Source organism: Rahnella sp. CG8 (assembly GCF_023701875.1).
Lineage (GTDB): Bacteria > Pseudomonadota > Gammaproteobacteria > Enterobacterales > Enterobacteriaceae > Rahnella > Rahnella aceris.
On sequence record NZ_JABAED010000005.1, the window covers coordinates 81,270 to 99,420 of the forward strand.

The window sequence follows — 18,151 nt, forward strand, 5'->3', positions numbered from 1 at the left end:
TATTAAACCCTCTCTGCTGAATTCGAAAAGCCCTGGGTTGGCGAATTTTCTGTCGGAGTAAAATCAGAAGCTAAATAAGCAAGAATTGACTGCGATAACGCGACGACGTCCTGCATCGTTGTGTATTCGTCCGATGCATGGATACGGTTTTCCGGCCGGGCGAGCCCGCCGAGTAAAATTTCCTGAATGCCTGCCTGCTGAACCCAGCCCATGTCAGAACTGGTGGAAGAACCCCAGACAGCGAAATCGTTTGCGTGGAAGCCAAAACCCTGACTGAGCGCCGCAAGCCAGCGCGGCCAGTGCGGGCCGGTCGGATCGCTGACCGGAGCCAGATGGCCGATCAGGTGATATTCCACCGCCAGCGCCGCAGAATCTTTCATCGCCTGCCCGATACAATCCGTGAGTTCTTTAAAGACGGTTTCGAACGGTTCTTCCGGCGAATAGCGGCGGTTAACCAGCAGTTCAAAGCGTGCGGGCAGGGTTGAACCTTTGCCCCCCCCTAGCGCGGCAGCCAGCGTGAGACGTGATGTGAGCGGACGTCCTTCGAAATGAGGGGGTGCAGGCATGGCGGAAGCGCGCTGTTCAACGTCACGTTTGAGCGTGTGCAGCGCATTCATCAGCGGCAGGCTTTCTTCAATGGCATTGATGCCCCCGACCGGATCGCCGGAGTGCGCCGACCGGCCGGTGATACAAATTTTGAGGTCGATGCTGCCGAAACAGCCGCCCCAGATACGCGGTACCGCCCCGCCGTTAAAGCTGAGCATGTGGCCGGAGAATAATTTTTGCTCCGCCAGATAGCGCACACCGGGGTACAGACCACCTTCTTCATCGGTACACAACAGCAGAACCGGATTGAATTTCAGCGCCAGCCCGTGACGTTGCGCAGCGCGAATTGCCGCGAGCGCCGCCACAATCGTGCCTTTCATGTCTGCCGCGCCGCGACCGATCAGTTTGCCATCAGCCTGCGTCAGCGTCAGTGGCGGGTAATTCCAGCCATCGCCCGCCGGAACAGTATCGACGTGAAAATAGAGATTACAGGCTTCGGCGGCGCTGCCCGGCAAGGTAGCAATCACATTCACCCGTTCGCCCTGCGCACTGCCGTCCGGCGTTTGCCACAAGTTTTCCGGCACGCTGACGCGCTCACAGACAAACCCCATCGGCTCCAGCAGAGATTCCATCAGGCTGGCAAATGCCGGATAACCGGTGCCCGGCGGGAAGCAGGTATCTACTGCCAGCATCTGGCTGAGATCCTGTAAAATGGCGGTTTCGTCCTGCCGGATGGAGTCCAGCGCAATTTGCAAACTTCCTTCGCACGACATGCTATACTCGCTTTATTCTATTTCTATATAGTTTATAGATAAAGCAGATGCCCGTTCAGGTCAATAGGTAATCAGGTATGACACAACAAAATAAAGCAGAGCAGGACGCTTCCCCTTTTGGCCGGTTAAGCGAAAGGGAATCCGCGCCGTTATATGAAGTGGTGAAACGTCACATCAGCGAATCCATTCTGATTGGCGAGCTGCCGCCGGGTACGGTTTTGCCGAGCGAAAATGCGCTGGCGGCAGACTTCGGGGTTTCGGTGGGAACGGTACGCAAAGCGCTTTCGGCGCTAACGACGGAAGGCATGCTGATGCGGCGTCGCAAGACCGGCACCGTGGTCACTGGCTGGGCACCGCTGCACAATCTCAGTTATTTCTTTCAGTATTTCCGCCTGCATGGCCGCGACGGTGCGTTACTGAATTCCGAGACGATTTTGCTCGATCATCAGACCGGCCAGGCCAGCGCCCGTGAAGCCGAAAAGCTGCAAATCGACGACGGCGCACCGGTTATCCGCATCCGCCGTTTACGCCGGGTTAAAGGCATTCCCGCCATGCATGAACGGCTGGTATTACCGGCCGAACGCCTGCCGGACTTCCCCGCAGCGGATGATTTACCGCCGCTGCTTTACCGTTTTCTGCTGGAAAAATACGGGGTCCGCGTGGCGGCCGTGCGCGAGCAGTTAATCGCCGAGATGGCTGATGCCGACGACCTGAAATGGCTGGAACTCGAGGCCCCGCACGCGGTGATGGTGATCGACGAAGTGTCGTTTGATCAAAGCGCCGTGCCGGTGATCATGGCGCACCACAGGTTCAGCACCGATCACTTTATGTATGTGAATGAGATCCGGTAGTGGCAGGGGGGCGGTGGCAACGGGGGCGCTTTAAAATCAACTTCAACTTCAAGGTCGTGGGCGTCGGCCCACACCGACTTGGGGGACGGCTTATCGCCGCCGCCCCCCAAGACCCCCCGGGCTCTTTCACTGCGCGCTCCGCTCGCTGACTATGTTCCATAAGCCGCAGCGATAGCCGCAAAATCCCGCCGCTGCGCGGTGCCCTCCCATCGGGTTACAACCCGCGCAAAAACATGCGCGGTTTTCCACCTCTCGTCCGGCGTTATTTTGGAACCGGCCTCAGGCTCTTAATTCACAACCTGACTGATGTTGAAATCTAAAAACTCCTGCCTTTGAATTTAAGATCGTGCGGGCGATTCAGAAATCTTGCTGAACGGAGCGGCCTGGAGACCCAAGGCTCCAGGACCGAGAGAAGGAACCGCAAAGCGGCAAGATTTCCAGCCTGTCGCGGCGGCAACTGAAACATAGTGTCTAGCGACAGCGCGCAGTGAAAAAGCGCGGGAGTCCAGAGGGCGCGCGCTTACGCGTCCTTTGGGGCAGTTTGGGTGACAACCCAAGGTCTTGAATTTGAATTTGAATTTGAATTTGAAATTAAAAACTAAACGGGATCGAAAGGCACTCCTTTCAACTCCCCCACTTTCCGCTTAATCAGTTGTCTGAGCCTGAGCGCCGCCTGCGACGCCGGTTGATCCCGGCGGCTCAGCAAAATCACCTCAAATGGCAGGGGTTCCACTACCGCCACGATCTTCAGTTGATCAACATACCGCCGGGCGGTAAATGTATCCACCACGCCGACACCGCCGCCTGCCAGCACCATGTCGGCGATCACCGAGTAGGTTTTGATGAACAACGCCGAGTGCGGCATCAGACCGTTTTCGCGCAGGACGCGGTTGAGCACCTGCCCCAGCGGATCCTGCTGCTGCAACATCAGCAGATCGTTTTCGCACAGCCACGCCAGCGTTACCGGCCCTTCGACCGGGGAATCTTTGGGCAGGAGCGCGACCATATTGGCCTGATAGATCGACTCAGCAACCAGTTCCTGCGTGGCCTGCTCGCCAAATGCCAGCGCGAAATCCATTTTGTATTGCAGCAAGTCCTGACTCAGCGTGTTGAAATGTCCGGTCACCAGTTCGACGCTGCCGCCGGGCGTCTGACGGCGGAAATCCACCAGCACCGGCGCCATCACGCTGTGTCCGAGGGCGTGTGCCGAACCAATGCGCACATGCTGGCCTTCGCCCTGACGTAACTGTTCCGCCAGCTCACCGATGGCCTGAATATGACTGAATAACGCTTCGACTTCCGGCATTAACCGCCGCCCTTCCGGCGTCACAATCAGCCCCTGCGGTGTACGGTCAAACAGCGTGAAACCCAGTTGCTGCTCAGCGTGATTCAGCACGCGGCTGACATTCGGCTGCGACACGTTGAGCAGGCGCGCCGCGCCGCTGACGCTGCCCGCCTGTAACACGGCCTGAAACACTTCGATGTGGCGTAAGCGCATTGCTGCCCTATTTCTGCGTGATGGCTAAGTACGAGAAAGCACTTAACAGGCTGATAATATTAGCAACGGTCGGGCTGTGATAACCGACGGTGACGGCATCGAGACGTTCAACGCCGGGGATCAGACAAAATAAATCTGCCAGGACCGGTTTGGCGGTCATCAGCTCAAGATGATAAGGCGCGCTGAATCTTCCGGCAGTGAGCGGCGCAGGTTTGCTGACGGCAATGGTCGCCTGTTTACGGATTTTGGCACAGGCAATCGACGGGCTGTCGGATTCGGCGGCATTGGCGGAAATCGCCCGTTTGACGCAGACATATTGCGATTCAGGGTAATAGCGGCGGATCCAGGTTTCGAGGTGATCGTCGCCGGTCACCAGCCATAACGGCACGTTGAGTTCCGCACCGGCAGCGGCGTATAAGTCGCTTTCGCCGACCACGTTGCCGTTGAGTTTAACGCGGTAAAAAGCGCGGCCATTGATGGTGTGCGCCAGTACACCGTTTTCGCCTGCGGCAGTGTGATAGCCGACAAACATCAGGCCGTCGTATTGCTGTTGTTGCAGCCCTTCGACCATCGATAAACCACGCGGTTTACCCTGTACCAGCCTGGCTCGCGGATCGATTTTATCGGCGCGCAGGTTTTGCATCATCGCGTGGCTGTCGGCCACCGTCACTTCCATCGCGCCACCGGCAAAAGCCCCGTCGATGGCGGCGTTAACTTCGCCTTCCATCAGTGCACGGGCGGCCTCGTAATCTGAATTCCCCGGGCTGCACTGCTCAGGACGCATGACACCCGCAATACCTTCAATGTCCGCAGAGATAAACACTTTCATCAGTCGTTCCCTTTTTGGTTTGGTTACCAGACGGAGGCTAAACCCACACCCCATCCCAGCCTTCCCCTCGTGAGAGGGGAAGGAGCCAGGCTAGTTCGCCAGATTATCTAATACTTCACTCAACCCCGGCCGGTAATGTCCGTCGAATCCGCAAACGGTTTCAGCACTCAGTAAGGCATCAATAATAGCGTGTTCTGTGGCGTCTGCCGCCAGTGCCAGTAAAGGCTCAAGTTCGGCATCCGGTAATGTGACACCGTCACGTTGCGTCGAAAATGCCAGCGCGATATCCCCTGAGCCATGCCCCCAGTAACTGCCCAGACGCCCTAACCCGGCACCGGCGCGTTTGGCAATGCGTCCGAGCTGGCGGCTGTCAAGATAGCAATCGCAGGCCATCACAATAATCACCGAACCGGCGTCCACCTGCGGCGCCAGTTGCGGCAGGATTTGGGCGATGGCTTCGCCGGCACGCACGCCGTCAAGCGTCAGGTCAGAGAGTTTGCCGAAGTTCGCCAGCACCAGTACGCCTAATGTCGCGTTTAGCGTTTCGCACCAGCGCGAGGCGGTGCCGATGCCGCCTTTTAAGCCAAAGCTGCTCATGCCACGTCCGGCACCCACGCTGCCACGGGCGAAGGTTTTTGTCGCGCTGTCGAGTGCGGTCAGCGCGTCGTCTTCACTCACCGCCATCGCCTGAATATCATTAAGATAGAAATCATTGCACTCGAGGATAACCGGATTAATGGTGGCATCAGGACGGCCAATCTGCGGAAATTGCTGACAACTGCGTTTCACCAGCGCATTAAATAACGTGCCGGTGGCGAAGGTATTGCTGAGCAGCACCGGCGTTTGCAGTTCGCCCAGTTCCATCACCTGAATCAGCCCCATCGGTTTGCCGAAACCGTTTAACACCGCCACGCCGCACGGCAACGGCTTTTCATACAGATCGTCGCCGGGCGGCACAATGGCGGTGACACCGGTCTGAATATCTCCGGCGGCCAGCGTGCTGTGTCCGACAGTCACGCCGGTCACATCAGTCAGTGAATTGGTGGCACCGCACGGGAAACGCGGGCGGAAAATCTGGCGCGACCTGCGCCAGCGTAGCAGCAAGGCGGACAACGCCTGCTGCTGAAATTCATCTTCATGTTGTTGCGGATGCATCAGTTTTCCGTTTCAGCTGTTCGGTGACTATTACTTTTTCAGTTTAGGATCCAGCGTGTCACGCAGCGCGTCGCCGAGCAGATTAAATGCCAGAACCGTAAGGAATATCGCCAGCCCCGGGAACACGCTGACGTTCCATTTGCCCGCCATCATCATATTACGGCTCATCGCCAGAATATTGCCCCACTCCGGCACATCCGGTTCCGGCCCCAGACCGATAAAACTCAGGCTGGCTGCGGTCAGGATACTGGTGCCAATACGCATGGTGAAATAGACGATGACGTTTGAGAGCGTGCCCGGCAGGATGTGACGCAAAATCACCACCCTGTCCGGCGCGCCGACGCAGCGAACTGCTTCGACATAGGCGCTTTGTTTAATCGATAACGTAGCAGCGCGCACGATGCGGGCAAACACCGGCACGCTGAATACCGCGACCGCGATGATCACGTTGTTCAGCCCCGGACCGAGAATAGCCACGACTGCAATGGCCAGCAACATGCCCGGAAAAGCGAATAAAACGTCGGAACCGCGCATGATCAGCATATCCAGCCAGCGGCCGTAATATCCGGCCAGCAGCCCGAGTAACACACCGGCAATCATGCCGAGCGTGACCGAAAAAATACCGACATAAAGGGAGATACGCGCACCATAAATGATGCGGCTGAGGACATCGCGACCTAAGTCGTCGGTGCCGAACCAGTGTTCCGGCGTCGGACCGACACCGAGTGCCATCCAGTCTGGTGTCATCGGGTCAAAAGGTGCCAGCCACGGCGCGAACACCGCAACAAGCACCAGCAGCAGGATAAATCCGCCGGAGACCAGTGCCATCGGATGACGGATAAAGGTGTGAAAAAAGTCGTACCACGGCGAGCGGATATCATCGTTTTGCGAGGCTACCGCAGCCGGTTGGATTTCTCCCGGAGGAGAGACAGGATCGGTCATGAGCAGCTCCTAACGCAGACGGATAGCAGGATTGACCACCGCGTACAGCAGATCAACCAGCAGGTTTATCAGAATAAATTCAAACACGAACAGCATGACCAGTGCCTGAATCACCGGCTGATCCTGCGTTTTGATGGATTCGATCAGTAACCAGCCCAGCCCCGGCCAGCTGAACACGCTTTCGACAATGATCGAGCCACCGAGCAGGAAGCCAAATTGCAGGCCAAGCATGGTGATAATCGGGATCAGCGCATTACGCATGATGTGTTTCCACGTCACCAGACGCGCGCGTAATCCTTTGGCGTTGGCGGTGCGCACATAATCTTCCTGCGCCACGGCGAGAAATGCTGAGCGGGTGAAACGCGCCATGACTGCCGCCACCGAGGAACCCAGGGTGATTGCCGGTAAGATAATGTCAGCGGGCTGATTAAATCCGCTGACGGCAAATATCCCGAACGGCATGGCGACAAACTGGATAAGCAACAATCCGAGCCAGAATGGCGGCATGGAAATGCCGCCGACCGCCATGCTCATCAGCGTCCAGTCCTGCCATTTTCCACGTTTGAGCGCAGACACCACGCCAATCACCAGCCCCAGCACCACTGACCAGGCAAAGCCCGCCAGCGCCAGCAGCAATGTCGGCATAAACCCGCTTTCAATCACACTTAACACCGGCTGACGCGTGCGGTAAGTGGTGCCCAGATCGCCGTGAATCATGCCGTCCAGCCAGTGCCAGTACTGCGCAGGCAGCGGATCATTCAGACCAAGCAGTTGCCGTGCTGACTCAACCGCCTCAACCGGCGCATCCTGACCGGCGTAAATACGCGCAGGGTCACCCGGCAGCAGCTTGATAAAGCCGAAAACCAGTAATGACACCACCAGTAAAACGGGGATCATTTCCAGTATCCGGCGGATAAAATAGGTCAGCATAAAAGTGATTCCCTGAATTCAATAAACTCCCTCCCCTGCGAAGGGGAGGGTTGGGGTGGGGTATTAATGGCAACTCTGAATCTGAAGTTGCCTGCTAAACCCCCTCCCAGCCTCCCCCTTCGCAGGGGGAGGAGCAAAAAATTACTTAAACTGTGCCTGATTAAAAATCAGTGAGCCGTCGGCCAGCATGTAGACGCCGGAAAGGTCTTTGCTCTTACCGACCAGGTTGTCCGGCACGCCGAGATAGGCCACCGGCGCATCTGCCCACAGCAGTTTTTGCGCATCGGCATAGGCGGCTTTACGTTTTTCCACATCAGCCGTTTGCAGACCGGCGGTGATCGCCGCATCAACCTGCTTGTTGCTGTAATAAGAGACGTTATAGGCAGAAGGGATCCAGGATTCGGTGGCAAACAGCGGACGCAACGCCCAGTCTGCATCGCCGGTAGAGGCCGACCATGCGCCGTAGTACATTTCCACTTTGGCATCCGCCGGTTTCGGTGTGCTCCACAGACGCTGGTTAAGCGAACCGGAATCCATCGGCACCAGTTTCACGCGCACGCCGATCAGTGAAAGTTGTTGTTTCAGGAACTGCGCACTGCGGATACGGTCGGTTTTGTTCGAGCTCCACATTTCAACGTCGAAGCCCTTCTCATAACCGGCTTCTTTCATCAGCGCTTTGGCTTTAGCGATGTTATAGCTGTAATCCGGCGTGGTTTGTTTCTGATAGAACTGAACGTTTTTCGGCAGCGGCGAGGTGGACGGCGAACCCAGACCGGCGAAACCGACTTTCAGCCACAGATTACGGTCAATAGCGTAGTTAATCGCCTGACGGACACGCACGTCAGAGAACTCTTTTTTCTGCGTATTGAAGGCGATGTAATACAGATAGATGCCCGGATCCTGCGCAATATCCAGCTTCGGATCGCTCTTCACGGTATCCACCAGATCGGACGGCAACGGATACACCGCGTCCACGCCGCCGGACTTCAGTTTCGCCACCTGCGTGGAATCTTCCGGCGTCGGATACAGCGTGACGGAATCTACTTTCGGCCAGCCTTTCTGCCAGTAGTTGTCGTATTTCACCAGTTTGACGTCTTTACCCTGCTGCCATTCCACAAACTTAAACGGACCGGTGCCGACCGGATGCACACTCAGATCCTGTTCGTTCGGGTATTGCTTTAACGAAGCCGGGCTGTGCATCACCGCCGACGGGTGCGCCAGGGTGTTGATCATCGCGCCAAACGGTTTGTTGAGGGTGATTTTTACCTGATACGGACTGACCACATCAACGGATTTGATCATGCTGAACAGCGAGTTACGTTTCAGATGATTGGCCGGATTGGCCAGCCGATCCAGGTTGGCTTTTACCGCATCAGCATTGAACGGCGTGCCGTCCTGGAAAGTCACATCGTGGCGAAGATTAACGGTGAATTCGGTCGCATCGCTGTTACTGGTGTAATCCGTCGCCAGCACCGGCACAACGGCCATTTTGCTGTCGAACTGGAACAGGCGTTCAAAAATACCGCTCTGAATGGAATAGCTCAGCGTATCTGTGGTGTCGTGCGGGTCAAAACCGGTCACGTCGGCATACATGGAAATACGCAGATCTTTGGCCTGAGCCGACGCCGCAAAACAAAGCGCCAGTCCGGCGGCAAGCAGGCTTTTACGCACTAAGGTCGAATGCATGGTGTTCTCCTGTGTGTCCCAAAAAAGAATGTTGAGTTATCCCTGTGCAACCCAGTGATGTTCACTGACGCGGGAATATTTGAGTTTTTCTATCTGTACACCCGCCGGATGCACCGGCGATTTCACTTCCACATCATCAAAATTGCGTAAAACACGTTGCGTCGGATCCGCCACCGGTACCGAACTGAGCAGGCGTTGGGTATATGGGTGTTTAGGATTACTAAACACGGCATCACGCGGGCCAATCTCGACAATCTGTCCGCTGTACATCACCGCCACCCGGTTGGCGATCCGCTCCACCACCGCCATGTCATGTGAAATAAACAGCCAGGCAACGCCGGTATCACGCTGAAGATCCATCATCAGATTGACCACCTGCGCCTGAATCGATACATCCAGCGCAGACACGGCCTCGTCGGCAATAATCACCTGTGGCTGCAATGCCATGGCACGCGCGATGGCAATACGCTGACGTTGCCCGCCGGAGAATTCGTGCGGATAGCGCCGCGCATGGAAAGGTTCAAGTCCGACACTTTTCAGCAACTGATTGACCACCGGCGTGGCATCAGCCAGAGACTTTTTCAGGCCATGCAGTAATAAAGGTTCGGCAATGGAAAACCCGACGGTCAGACGCGGATTGAGCGAGGCGTAGGGATCCTGAAACACCATCTGGATCTGACGACGGACAGCCTGAAACGGGGTGTCGCGCATCAGGGTAATTTCTTTACCTTCGAGGTGAATGCTTTCGGATTCGCTGCCCACCAGCCGCAAAATCGCGCGACCGGTAGTGGATTTGCCGCAACCGCTCTCGCCTACCAGTGCCAGCGTTTCGCCCGGCCAGATAGAGAAGTCGATTTGTTCCACGGCGTGAACTTCTTTGGTCACGCGTGACAACACGCCGGAGCGGATCGGGTAACAGACACGCAACCCGCGCACATCGAGCAACGGCGGCGCATCGTAGTTGGCGGTTTTCTGATCGCCATCACCCGCTGAAATGTGAGGATGATCACCTGCAACCGATTGCTTTTCTGGCGAAATATTTTGGCCGGTTTTATCTCTTAACAGCGGGAAGCGGCGCGGCCATTTCAGCCCCTGCATGTCGCCCAGTTTCGGTACGGCGGCCAGCAAGGCGCGGGTATAAGGATGCTGTGCGTTGGCGAAAATTTCCGTCACACTGCCCTGCTCCACCACCTGGCCCTGATACATCACCACCACCCGATCGGCAATTTCCGCCACCACGCCCATGTCATGGGTGATAAACAGAACCGACATATCGGTGCCCTGTTGCAGGTCGCGCAGAATTTGCAGGATACGCGCCTGTACCGTGACATCCAGCGCCGTCGTGGGTTCGTCGGCAATCAGCAGCGCCGGATCGCAGGCCAGCGCCTGCGCAATCATCACGCGCTGACGCATGCCGCCGGAAAGTTCATGCGGGTAACATTTAAGGATACGTTCAACGTCAGGAATACGAACCTGTTTCAGCAGCTCGCGGGCTTTGTTCAGCGCCGTGGCTTTATTCGCCATGCCGTGATCCAGCAGCCCTTCGGTAAGCTGATCGCCTACACGCAGCACCGGATTGAGCGAGGTCATCGGCTCCTGAAAAATCATCGACATTTCCTGGCCGCGCAGTTTGCGGCGCGATTCTGCCGACAGCGACGTCAGGGTATGACGTTTGCCGTTACGGCCAAAAAATTCGATACTTCCCGCATCGACGTGCGCCGAATCCGGCAGCAAACCCATGACACTCAGTGAAGTGACGGACTTACCGGAGCCGCTTTCACCGACCACCGCCACCACCTCACCTTTATGAATAGAGAAGGAAACGCCTTTCAGCGCCTGCGTTTTGCCTTGCCGGCCGGAAAATGTCACCGACAAATCGTTAATCTGCAAAATGGGCACTGTCATCAATAAACGCCTCCTTTATAAGTTGAACTGTTAAAGCCAAACTTCACCGTTTTCATAGCGCAATGCCGGTTCAGCGTCCTGCGCCAGCCAGATCGGGCCATCAAGATCGACACGTTCCGCCTGCACCGCTACCGGCAGCGCCGCCTCCATCGCAATGGATGAGCCCAGCATGCAACCGACCATAATGCGCAGATTGAACTGCCGAGCCACATCGGTCATGGCCAGCGCTTCTGTCAGGCCACCACATTTGTCGAGCTTGATATTGATCATCTCGTAACGGTCGCGCAGCCCTGCAATATCCGCACGCTCATGACAGCTTTCGTCGGCGCAGACAGGAACAGGATGCAAACAACGCACCAGATCTTTGTCATTACCGGCAGGAAGGGGTTGTTCGATCATCGCCACGTTGAATTCATGCAACGCCTGAAACAGGCTGTCGAGATCCAAACCCAGCCAGGATTCGTTAGCGTCCACCACCAGCGTAGCCTGCGGTGCCGTGGCGCGGATGGCGGCCACTTTCTCGATAATCTGCTCGCGGTCGAGTTTGATTTTCAGCAACTTCGCGCCACCGGCAACTGCCACGGCGGCGGCATTGGCCATATTTTCCAGCGAATCCAGACTCAGGGTTTCGGCGGTAATCACCGAAACAGGCTTAGGCATATCAAGCAGTTGCCACAGGTCTTTGCCCTGTTTTGCCGCATCGAGACGCCACATTGCACAATCGAGGGCATTGCGCGCTGAGCCAACCGGCAACGCCTGTTGCAGCGCCTCGCGGCTCAGTCCCTGTTCCACCTGCGGACGGATAAGTTCCAGTTGCTCGCCAACGCTGTGCGGTGATTCCTGATAATGTGCGGTCGGTGTGCATTCCCCGACGGCGGTAAATTCACCGTCCGTCAGGTAAACACGTACCACCGTGACGGCGGTGCGGATACCACGGGAAATCGCAAATGGTTTTGCCAGCGGCAGTTCAACGGACTGGAAAGTCATCTGGATCATCAGGCGTTTTCCTTGATCCATTGCGCGATATTTTTGATACCGAAACGCACCGGATCGGTGGCCGGGACGCCGAATTCTTCGCTGATTTCCGCCAGCGCGATTTTGGCTTCTTCTTCACTGACGGAGGAGGTGTTAAGCGAGAAACCGGCGAGTCTTACGCCAGGGCTGGTCAGGCTGGCTGCCGCCAGATTGGTATCGAGACACTGGCGCAGCGTGGGCATAAACTGATGTGGCAGATGGCGCATGTGCGGGCGGCCAAGTTCATGACACATCACCAGCAGGTGCGCCTGCGCGCCGTGAATCAATCCCATGCTGACACCGGCAAAAGACGGATGATACAGCGAGCCCTGACCTTCAATGATGTCCCAGTGATCGTCATCGTTCGCCGGGGAAAGCGCTTCGACAGCACCGGAAATGAAGTCGGCAATCACCGCATCAATGGCAATACCGGCACCGGCCACCAGTACGCCGGTCTGACCGGTCGCGCGGAAATCAGCGTTCAAATCCAGCTCACGCATGGCCGCTTCAAGCGCCAGCGAGGTGTACATTTTGCCGACCGAGCAATCTGTGCCGACAGTCAGAATGCGTTTGCCGCTACGTTTCATGCCGGTGCCGGTATCCAGCGCCGGTTGCATGTGGCGCACATCGAACAGTTGCACATTATTTTCAGCCGCCAGCGCAACCAGCTCAGGAATGTCGTTCAGCCCCTGATGCAGACCGTTCGCCACATTCAGACCGGCGCTGATGGCCGCTTTGATCGAATCAATCCAGTGTGCTGGTAATTTACCGCCTGAATTTGCGGTGCCCAGCACCATGGTTTTCGCGCCCTGCGCTTTGGCGGTGGCGATATCCAGATCCGGCAACCCTAAGGACACAGAATCCGTTACCAGACGAATTTGTCCGACACAAGCTTCAGGACGCCAGACGTGAATACCGCGCGCTGTTTTCGCCGCCAGCGGATCCATCACATCACCAAGAAATAAAAGATACGGCTTTGGAATTTGCTGCATGTCAGTTTCTCCGGGGTCTATTTTTTTGAATGGGGTTTTAATCAGACTGCAGAGAATATTCCACGCGAGAAACCGGCTGACGAATACTTGTTTGGGTCTGGGGTATAACCTTAGGCTATAGAGTTAGATATATGAATTTATTGTGGTTATTTGAGAAGAGAAACGGGGGCGGCCTGGGAGGCATTACACGAAATCACAGGTATAAAAAAAGGCAGAGCCAATGAACTCTGCCTTTGCGATTACCTTTTTCAGACACAGAATGGGGTAATAATTTAGTTCACTAACTTAGAAGCGGTAAGTCAGTGCTACAGCAACGATGTCGTCAGAGCTTACGCCCAGTTTGTTGTTGTCATCGATCTGGTTGATCATGTAGTCAACATAGGTGTACATGTTTTTGTTGAAGTAGTAAGTCGCACCGATTTCGAAGTATTTAACCAGGTCCGCATCACCCACACCTTCAACATCTTTCGCTTTAGACTGCACGTAACCGATTGAAGGACGCAGACCGTTTTCGAACTGATACTGCGCAACTAACTCATAACCCTGAGTTTTGTTAGCGTAGCCGCTCGTGGAGCCCACGGTGACTGGCGCCTGGTTACGGGTTTCGTTGTACATCGCTGCCAGATAAATCTGGTGAGCGTCATATTTCAGGCCAGTTGCCCATGCAGAAGCTTTGTCGCCAGCACCGATTGTGGCGTTGGTTTGTGCGTTAGTACGGTCAGAAGAAGAACCCGCAATAACTGCACCGATGCCGGAACCTGCGATATCTTCATAATCGATGGATGCGCCGTAACCGTCGCCGTTGCCTTTAGACGCTGAACGACCGTCGTTTTCGTTTTTACCCTGGTATTGCAGGGCGATGTTCAGGCCGGTAACCAGACCGAAGAAGTCCTGGTTACGGTAAGTTGCCAGACCACTTGAACGACCCACCATGAAGTTGTCATTGTTAGCAGTATCACCACCAAACTCAGGCAGCATATCGGTGAAGCCCAGTGCGTCGTAAACCACACCGTAGTTACGACCGAAATCGATAGAACCGAAATCTTTCACTTTCAGACCCGCAAAGCCCAGACGGGTTTTATTGCCCAGGTCGCCCTGAGATTCTGCGTGGTTAGCCTGAATGTTATATTCCCACTGGCCATAACCGGTCAGTGTGTCGTTAATTTGAGTTTCGCCTTTAAAGCCCAGACGCGCATAAGTCATGTCGCCGTCAGAACTTTTATCATCGGAGAAATAATGCTTAGCGGTTACACGACCATACAGGTCCAGTTTGTTACCGTCTTTATTATAGATTTCACTCGCGTTTGCGGTAGATCCCACTGCAATTAAAGAGACCGCTAAGGCCAACACACTGCGCTTCATCATTATTTAAGTTTCCTTGATTTTTTATAAAGGAGTTCTCATGCCCGCTTTCTTTTATATATCTGGAATATCGGGCTGTGAGTATTTGTACATGTTTTGAAATACGTCTGTCTGTAAAACGATTCGAACCTTAACACTGAGCACGAAAAGTTAAAATGGAAAAGTTCGCCTCATTAAGTCTTTTTTGCGTAAAGAGTTGTAACATAATATTTCTGTTATAAGCCGCTAACCCCCTGATTATATGCGCTTTTAGCATAACGTTTTGCACCACAACGGTGCGGTGCATTTTTTTGGTGCAAAACAAGTCTCGCTTTGTAAAGTTATTGCAACCGAGATCACCTTTATCAAAAGGTTTTTATCTGTTAACAATCGTTAATGAATTAAGGAGGAATTTAGACGCGTTGCATTTAAATGGTGCATAGCAGGGTAATTATCACAAGGGTAAGTTCATTATCACATTAATAGAAAAAGCAGCCATAAGATTTTTGTACTACGCAATTTTTTTCGAATTAGGATTTTCACTAAAGATATTGAGCAAAATAAAGTCAAATTAAAGGAAATAATAATGACGTGCGTGATTGAATTGAACGAAAGTGAATATTTTTACCTGCCCGAATCGCATCATTTTTATTCAAAACGGGCTTTTACTAAAAAGAAAATATTAAAAGAGAGGGCAGACTTGAGAAGGATAGGGAAATTTTTGGGGAGACTTTACTTTTGAGTGGCGATTATTTCGCCGTTCCAACCCTCTCCTTTGCAGGAGAGGGTACAAAAATTAACGGAACTGTGCGGCGTGGAGTTGTGCATAACGCCCCTGATGAGCCAGCAGTGATTCATGCGTACCCTGCTCAACAATGCCTTCTTTATCGACCACGATAATACGGTCAGCGTTCTGAATCGTCGCCAGACGATGGGCAATCACCAGCGTGGTCCGGCCCTCAGAAAGCTCCGCCAGCGACTGCTGGATAGCCTGCTCGGTGGCAGTATCCAGTGCAGACGTGGCTTCGTCGAGGATCAGGATTGGCGGGTTTTTCAGGAAAATCCGCGCAATCGACAGGCGTTGCTTCTGCCCGCCGGAAAGCTTCACGCCCCGCTCGCCAATCACCGTGTCCATGCCCAGCGGCAGTGCGTCAATGACGTCATCAAGGCGTGCGCGGCTGGCAGCCAGGCGGATTTCTGCTTCGCTGGCACCGAGCTTACCGTACGCAATGTTCTCGCGGATCGTCCCGCCAAACAGGAACACATCCTGCTGCACGATGCCGATGTTATGACGCAACGAGGTCTGCGTCATGTCGCGGATATCAATACCATCGATGGTGATACTGCCGCTGTCCAGCTCATAAAAACGGGGCAGCAGCGAACACAAGGTGGTTTTTCCCGCACCGGAAGGCCCGACGAATGCCAGTGTTTCTCCGGCATTAATAGAAAGCGTGATGCCATTGAGAATCTTGCTGACTGACGTATAGCCGAACACCACGTTGTCATAATGAATATCGCCGCGCAGATGGCTGACCACCTGAGCGCCCGGCCGGTCCGTGATATCCGGCGCGGTATCAATAAGCTGCGTGAAGCGTTTGAAACCAGCAATCCCTTTCGGATAGCTTTCCAGTACCGAACTGATTTTTGCCACCGGACGGAAAAACACTTCCACCAGCAGCAGGAACCCCACGAATCCGCCGTAAGTCAGCTGATCATTAATCACGTACCAGGTTCCGGCGACCATCACGATCAACTGAACCAGACGCGTACTCAGATAGCTCAGCGTCAGGCTGGCAGTCATGATCTGATAGGCTTTCAGTTTCGTCGTGCGGTAATTATCGTTGTCAGAAGCAAACAGTTTTTGCTCATGCGCTTCGTTAGCGAAGGCTTTCACCACACGAATGCCGCCGATGCTTTCTTCTATACGTGCGTTAAAATTACCCACCTGGCCGAACAGGCGCCGCCAGGTTTCAGTCATCTGCGCACCGTAGCGGCTGACCATCCAGGTCATCGCGGGCACAATAATGATGGTCATCAGCGCCAGCTGGACATGCACCGTCGCCATCAGAATGAACGCGCCGATAAAGGTCATCACCGCGATAAATACATCCTCCGGCCCGTGGTGTGCCACTTCGCCCACTTCCTCCAGATCCTTGGTGACATGGGTAATGATGTGACCGGTTTTGGTATTGTCGTAATAACGGAATGACAGTTTCTGCAGATGGCTGAACGCTTCGCGACGCATGTCGGTTTCAATCCCGACGCCCAGTGCATGCCCCCAGTAGTTAACGATCGCCATCAGCGCAGTATTGAACAGATAAATCAGCAACAGACCGACCGTCGCGCCGATGATCAGCACCCAGTCGTGTGCGGGCAGCAACTTATCGATGAAGGTTTTGATCGCCATCGGAAAGCCTAGTTCCAGCAATCCGGCCAGAATGGCGCACCCGAAGTCGAGGAAGAACAGTTTTTTATAGGGCGCGTAATAAGAGAAGAAACGGCGGAGCATCAGACATCCTCATAGAAACGACCCGGAGGCGGGCAAGTCCGTCAGTCTAAATGAAAATAGTTATCGATAAAGATAATTTTAGACTCGCCCGCCGCAAGATCGTTTTTACAGGACGTTGCGCACGCCGCTCAAAATCACGTCAAAGACCGCATTCAGCGCCTGCCAGGCTATCTCTGCGCTGATCGCTTCATAGGTGGTCAGCACCGCCACGAAAGTGGATTTTTGAGTCGCCAGCAAAGATTCATACTCCCCCGAACGGAAACTGCCTTTGCCCTTTTCAATCTCCCATGTCAGCTGAAGTAAGGCTTCAATCTGCGGGACGGCACTGCTTGCCACCGTATTCCAGTTTGCGCCCAGTGAAGCTTTTGCCGCATTGATTGCGCGGTCTCTTAAATCAAAAATATCACTCATCCTGTTCACCTTTATTATTTTTGCGATGTGCCTGAGCCATTTTTTAATACCCGCTCATACGTCAGCATTGACTGCATAATCACGGAAACCTGTTTACGCTGAATAGCGATATACGCCGGAGAATCCTGTTGCGAACAATGCTGCTTTTTATATTTGATCTGATAGAAGATATTTCTCAGGCCGAATATCTGCTGATCAATCGCAGGATTGTTATTTAAGGCTTTGGTGCGGGATTCAATCAACGCCAGATCGGTTTCCGCGGAATTGAAGAACTGACTGTCGGGTTCAGAAAGGGGAGAAATCAGTGAAAGTGTTTGCCCTGCCGCCACGGCCGCAGCCTGGCAGGCAACCACCGGCACGGCGGGTTGCGTATTGTCAGCCATTGCCTGCGCAGTCCAGGTCACAAATTGCCGGTCAGCTTTAATTTCGAATTCGGTAATTTGATTATCTAACGTCAGGTCGTACTGATGTGTGGAACACGCGGTCATTGTCATCACGACAATAAACATCGCGACGCTGAATTTAATGATTGATTTCAAAATGCCTCTCCTGTGATGAATTCCGAAGGTGGGCATTATTCCATTGCCCCTGCCTTCAAAAAATTAGTCACAAGAGAGAAACGGCGCAATCAACCGGTAAATCATTTTCAATAAATGATGGCGTCATTTTTATCATTAAAATAAATAAGCGATGAGGGATTATTTCCAGGTTAAAAACGTTCGCGTCTGTACACAGCGACAACCGTCATACTCCCTCCCATCCTCCTCCT

15 protein-coding genes are annotated in these 18,151 nt (G+C 54.2%); 1 reads left to right on the forward strand and 14 read right to left on the reverse strand.

What is annotated here, in order from left to right:
• Nucleotides 1-2 precede the first annotated feature (2 nt).
• The gene (locus HGO41_RS06540; RefSeq protein ID WP_250980885.1) at nt 3-1,319 is read right to left on the reverse strand and encodes a M20 family metallopeptidase; all 1,317 of its coding nucleotides are present in this window, start codon (nt 1,317-1,319) and stop codon (nt 3-5) included.
• Between the two features lie 77 nt (nt 1,320-1,396).
• Between HGO41_RS06540 and HGO41_RS06545 the strand changes: the two genes are divergently transcribed.
• Entirely contained in the window at nt 1,397-2,170 is a 774-nt protein-coding gene (locus HGO41_RS06545; protein WP_112152613.1) for a GntR family transcriptional regulator, read from the forward strand.
• A gap of 598 nt (nt 2,171-2,768) precedes the next feature.
• On the opposite strand, the gene HGO41_RS06550 is transcribed toward HGO41_RS06545, so the two are convergent.
• The 13 genes from HGO41_RS06550 to HGO41_RS06610 form a co-directional block, all read right to left on the reverse strand.
• Entirely contained in the window at nt 2,769-3,668 is a 900-nt protein-coding gene (locus tag HGO41_RS06550; RefSeq protein ID WP_013575730.1) for a LysR family transcriptional regulator, read from the reverse strand.
• A gap of 7 nt (nt 3,669-3,675) precedes the next feature.
• Nucleotides 3,676-4,497, reverse strand: coding sequence for a M55 family metallopeptidase (locus tag HGO41_RS06555; protein ID WP_013575731.1), 822 nt, complete (start codon nt 4,495-4,497; stop codon nt 3,676-3,678).
• 90 nt (nt 4,498-4,587) lie between these two features.
• Nucleotides 4,588-5,652, reverse strand: coding sequence for a DmpA family aminopeptidase (locus HGO41_RS06560; RefSeq protein WP_250980886.1), 1,065 nt, complete (start codon nt 5,650-5,652; stop codon nt 4,588-4,590).
• 30 nt (nt 5,653-5,682) lie between these two features.
• Nucleotides 5,683-6,594, reverse strand: a complete 912-nt coding sequence (locus HGO41_RS06565; RefSeq protein WP_015690020.1) for an ABC transporter permease subunit — start codon at nt 6,592-6,594, stop codon at nt 5,683-5,685.
• A 9-nt stretch (nt 6,595-6,603) separates the two neighbouring features.
• On the reverse strand, nt 6,604-7,524 hold the full coding sequence (locus tag HGO41_RS06570; RefSeq protein WP_250980887.1) for an ABC transporter permease subunit: 921 nt from the start codon (nt 7,522-7,524) through the stop codon (nt 6,604-6,606).
• Nucleotides 7,525-7,665: 141 nt separating this feature from the next.
• The gene (locus tag HGO41_RS06575) at nt 7,666-9,210 is read right to left on the reverse strand and encodes a glutathione ABC transporter substrate-binding protein (RefSeq protein WP_013575735.1); all 1,545 of its coding nucleotides are present in this window, start codon (nt 9,208-9,210) and stop codon (nt 7,666-7,668) included.
• Nucleotides 9,211-9,246: 36 nt separating this feature from the next.
• Entirely contained in the window at nt 9,247-11,115 is a 1,869-nt protein-coding gene (locus HGO41_RS06580) for an ABC transporter ATP-binding protein (protein WP_250980888.1), read from the reverse strand.
• A 30-nt stretch (nt 11,116-11,145) separates the two neighbouring features.
• The gene (dgcA, locus tag HGO41_RS06585) at nt 11,146-12,111 is read right to left on the reverse strand and encodes an N-acetyl-D-Glu racemase DgcA (RefSeq protein WP_015690023.1); all 966 of its coding nucleotides are present in this window, start codon (nt 12,109-12,111) and stop codon (nt 11,146-11,148) included.
• Nucleotides 12,111-13,121, reverse strand: coding sequence for an N-acetyltransferase DgcN (gene dgcN / locus HGO41_RS06590; protein ID WP_015690024.1), 1,011 nt, complete (start codon nt 13,119-13,121; stop codon nt 12,111-12,113). Before dgcN ends, dgcA begins: the two co-directional genes overlap by 1 nt.
• 285 nt (nt 13,122-13,406) lie before the next feature.
• Nucleotides 13,407-14,486 (reverse strand): porin, encoded by a 1,080-nt coding sequence (locus HGO41_RS06595; protein ID WP_013575739.1) that lies wholly within the window; start codon nt 14,484-14,486, stop codon nt 13,407-13,409.
• Between the two features lie 772 nt (nt 14,487-15,258).
• Entirely contained in the window at nt 15,259-16,971 is a 1,713-nt protein-coding gene (locus HGO41_RS06600) for an ABC transporter ATP-binding protein (protein WP_166860424.1), read from the reverse strand.
• A 105-nt stretch (nt 16,972-17,076) separates the two neighbouring features.
• Nucleotides 17,077-17,382 carry a hypothetical protein gene (locus HGO41_RS06605; RefSeq protein ID WP_013575742.1) on the reverse strand — a complete coding sequence of 102 codons (306 nt, stop codon included), beginning with the start codon at nt 17,380-17,382 and terminating at the stop codon, nt 17,077-17,079.
• Nucleotides 17,383-17,396: 14 nt separating this feature from the next.
• Nucleotides 17,397-17,921 carry a hypothetical protein gene (locus HGO41_RS06610; RefSeq protein WP_232829727.1) on the reverse strand — a complete coding sequence of 175 codons (525 nt, stop codon included), beginning with the start codon at nt 17,919-17,921 and terminating at the stop codon, nt 17,397-17,399.
• Nucleotides 17,922-18,151: the final 230 nt, after the last annotated feature.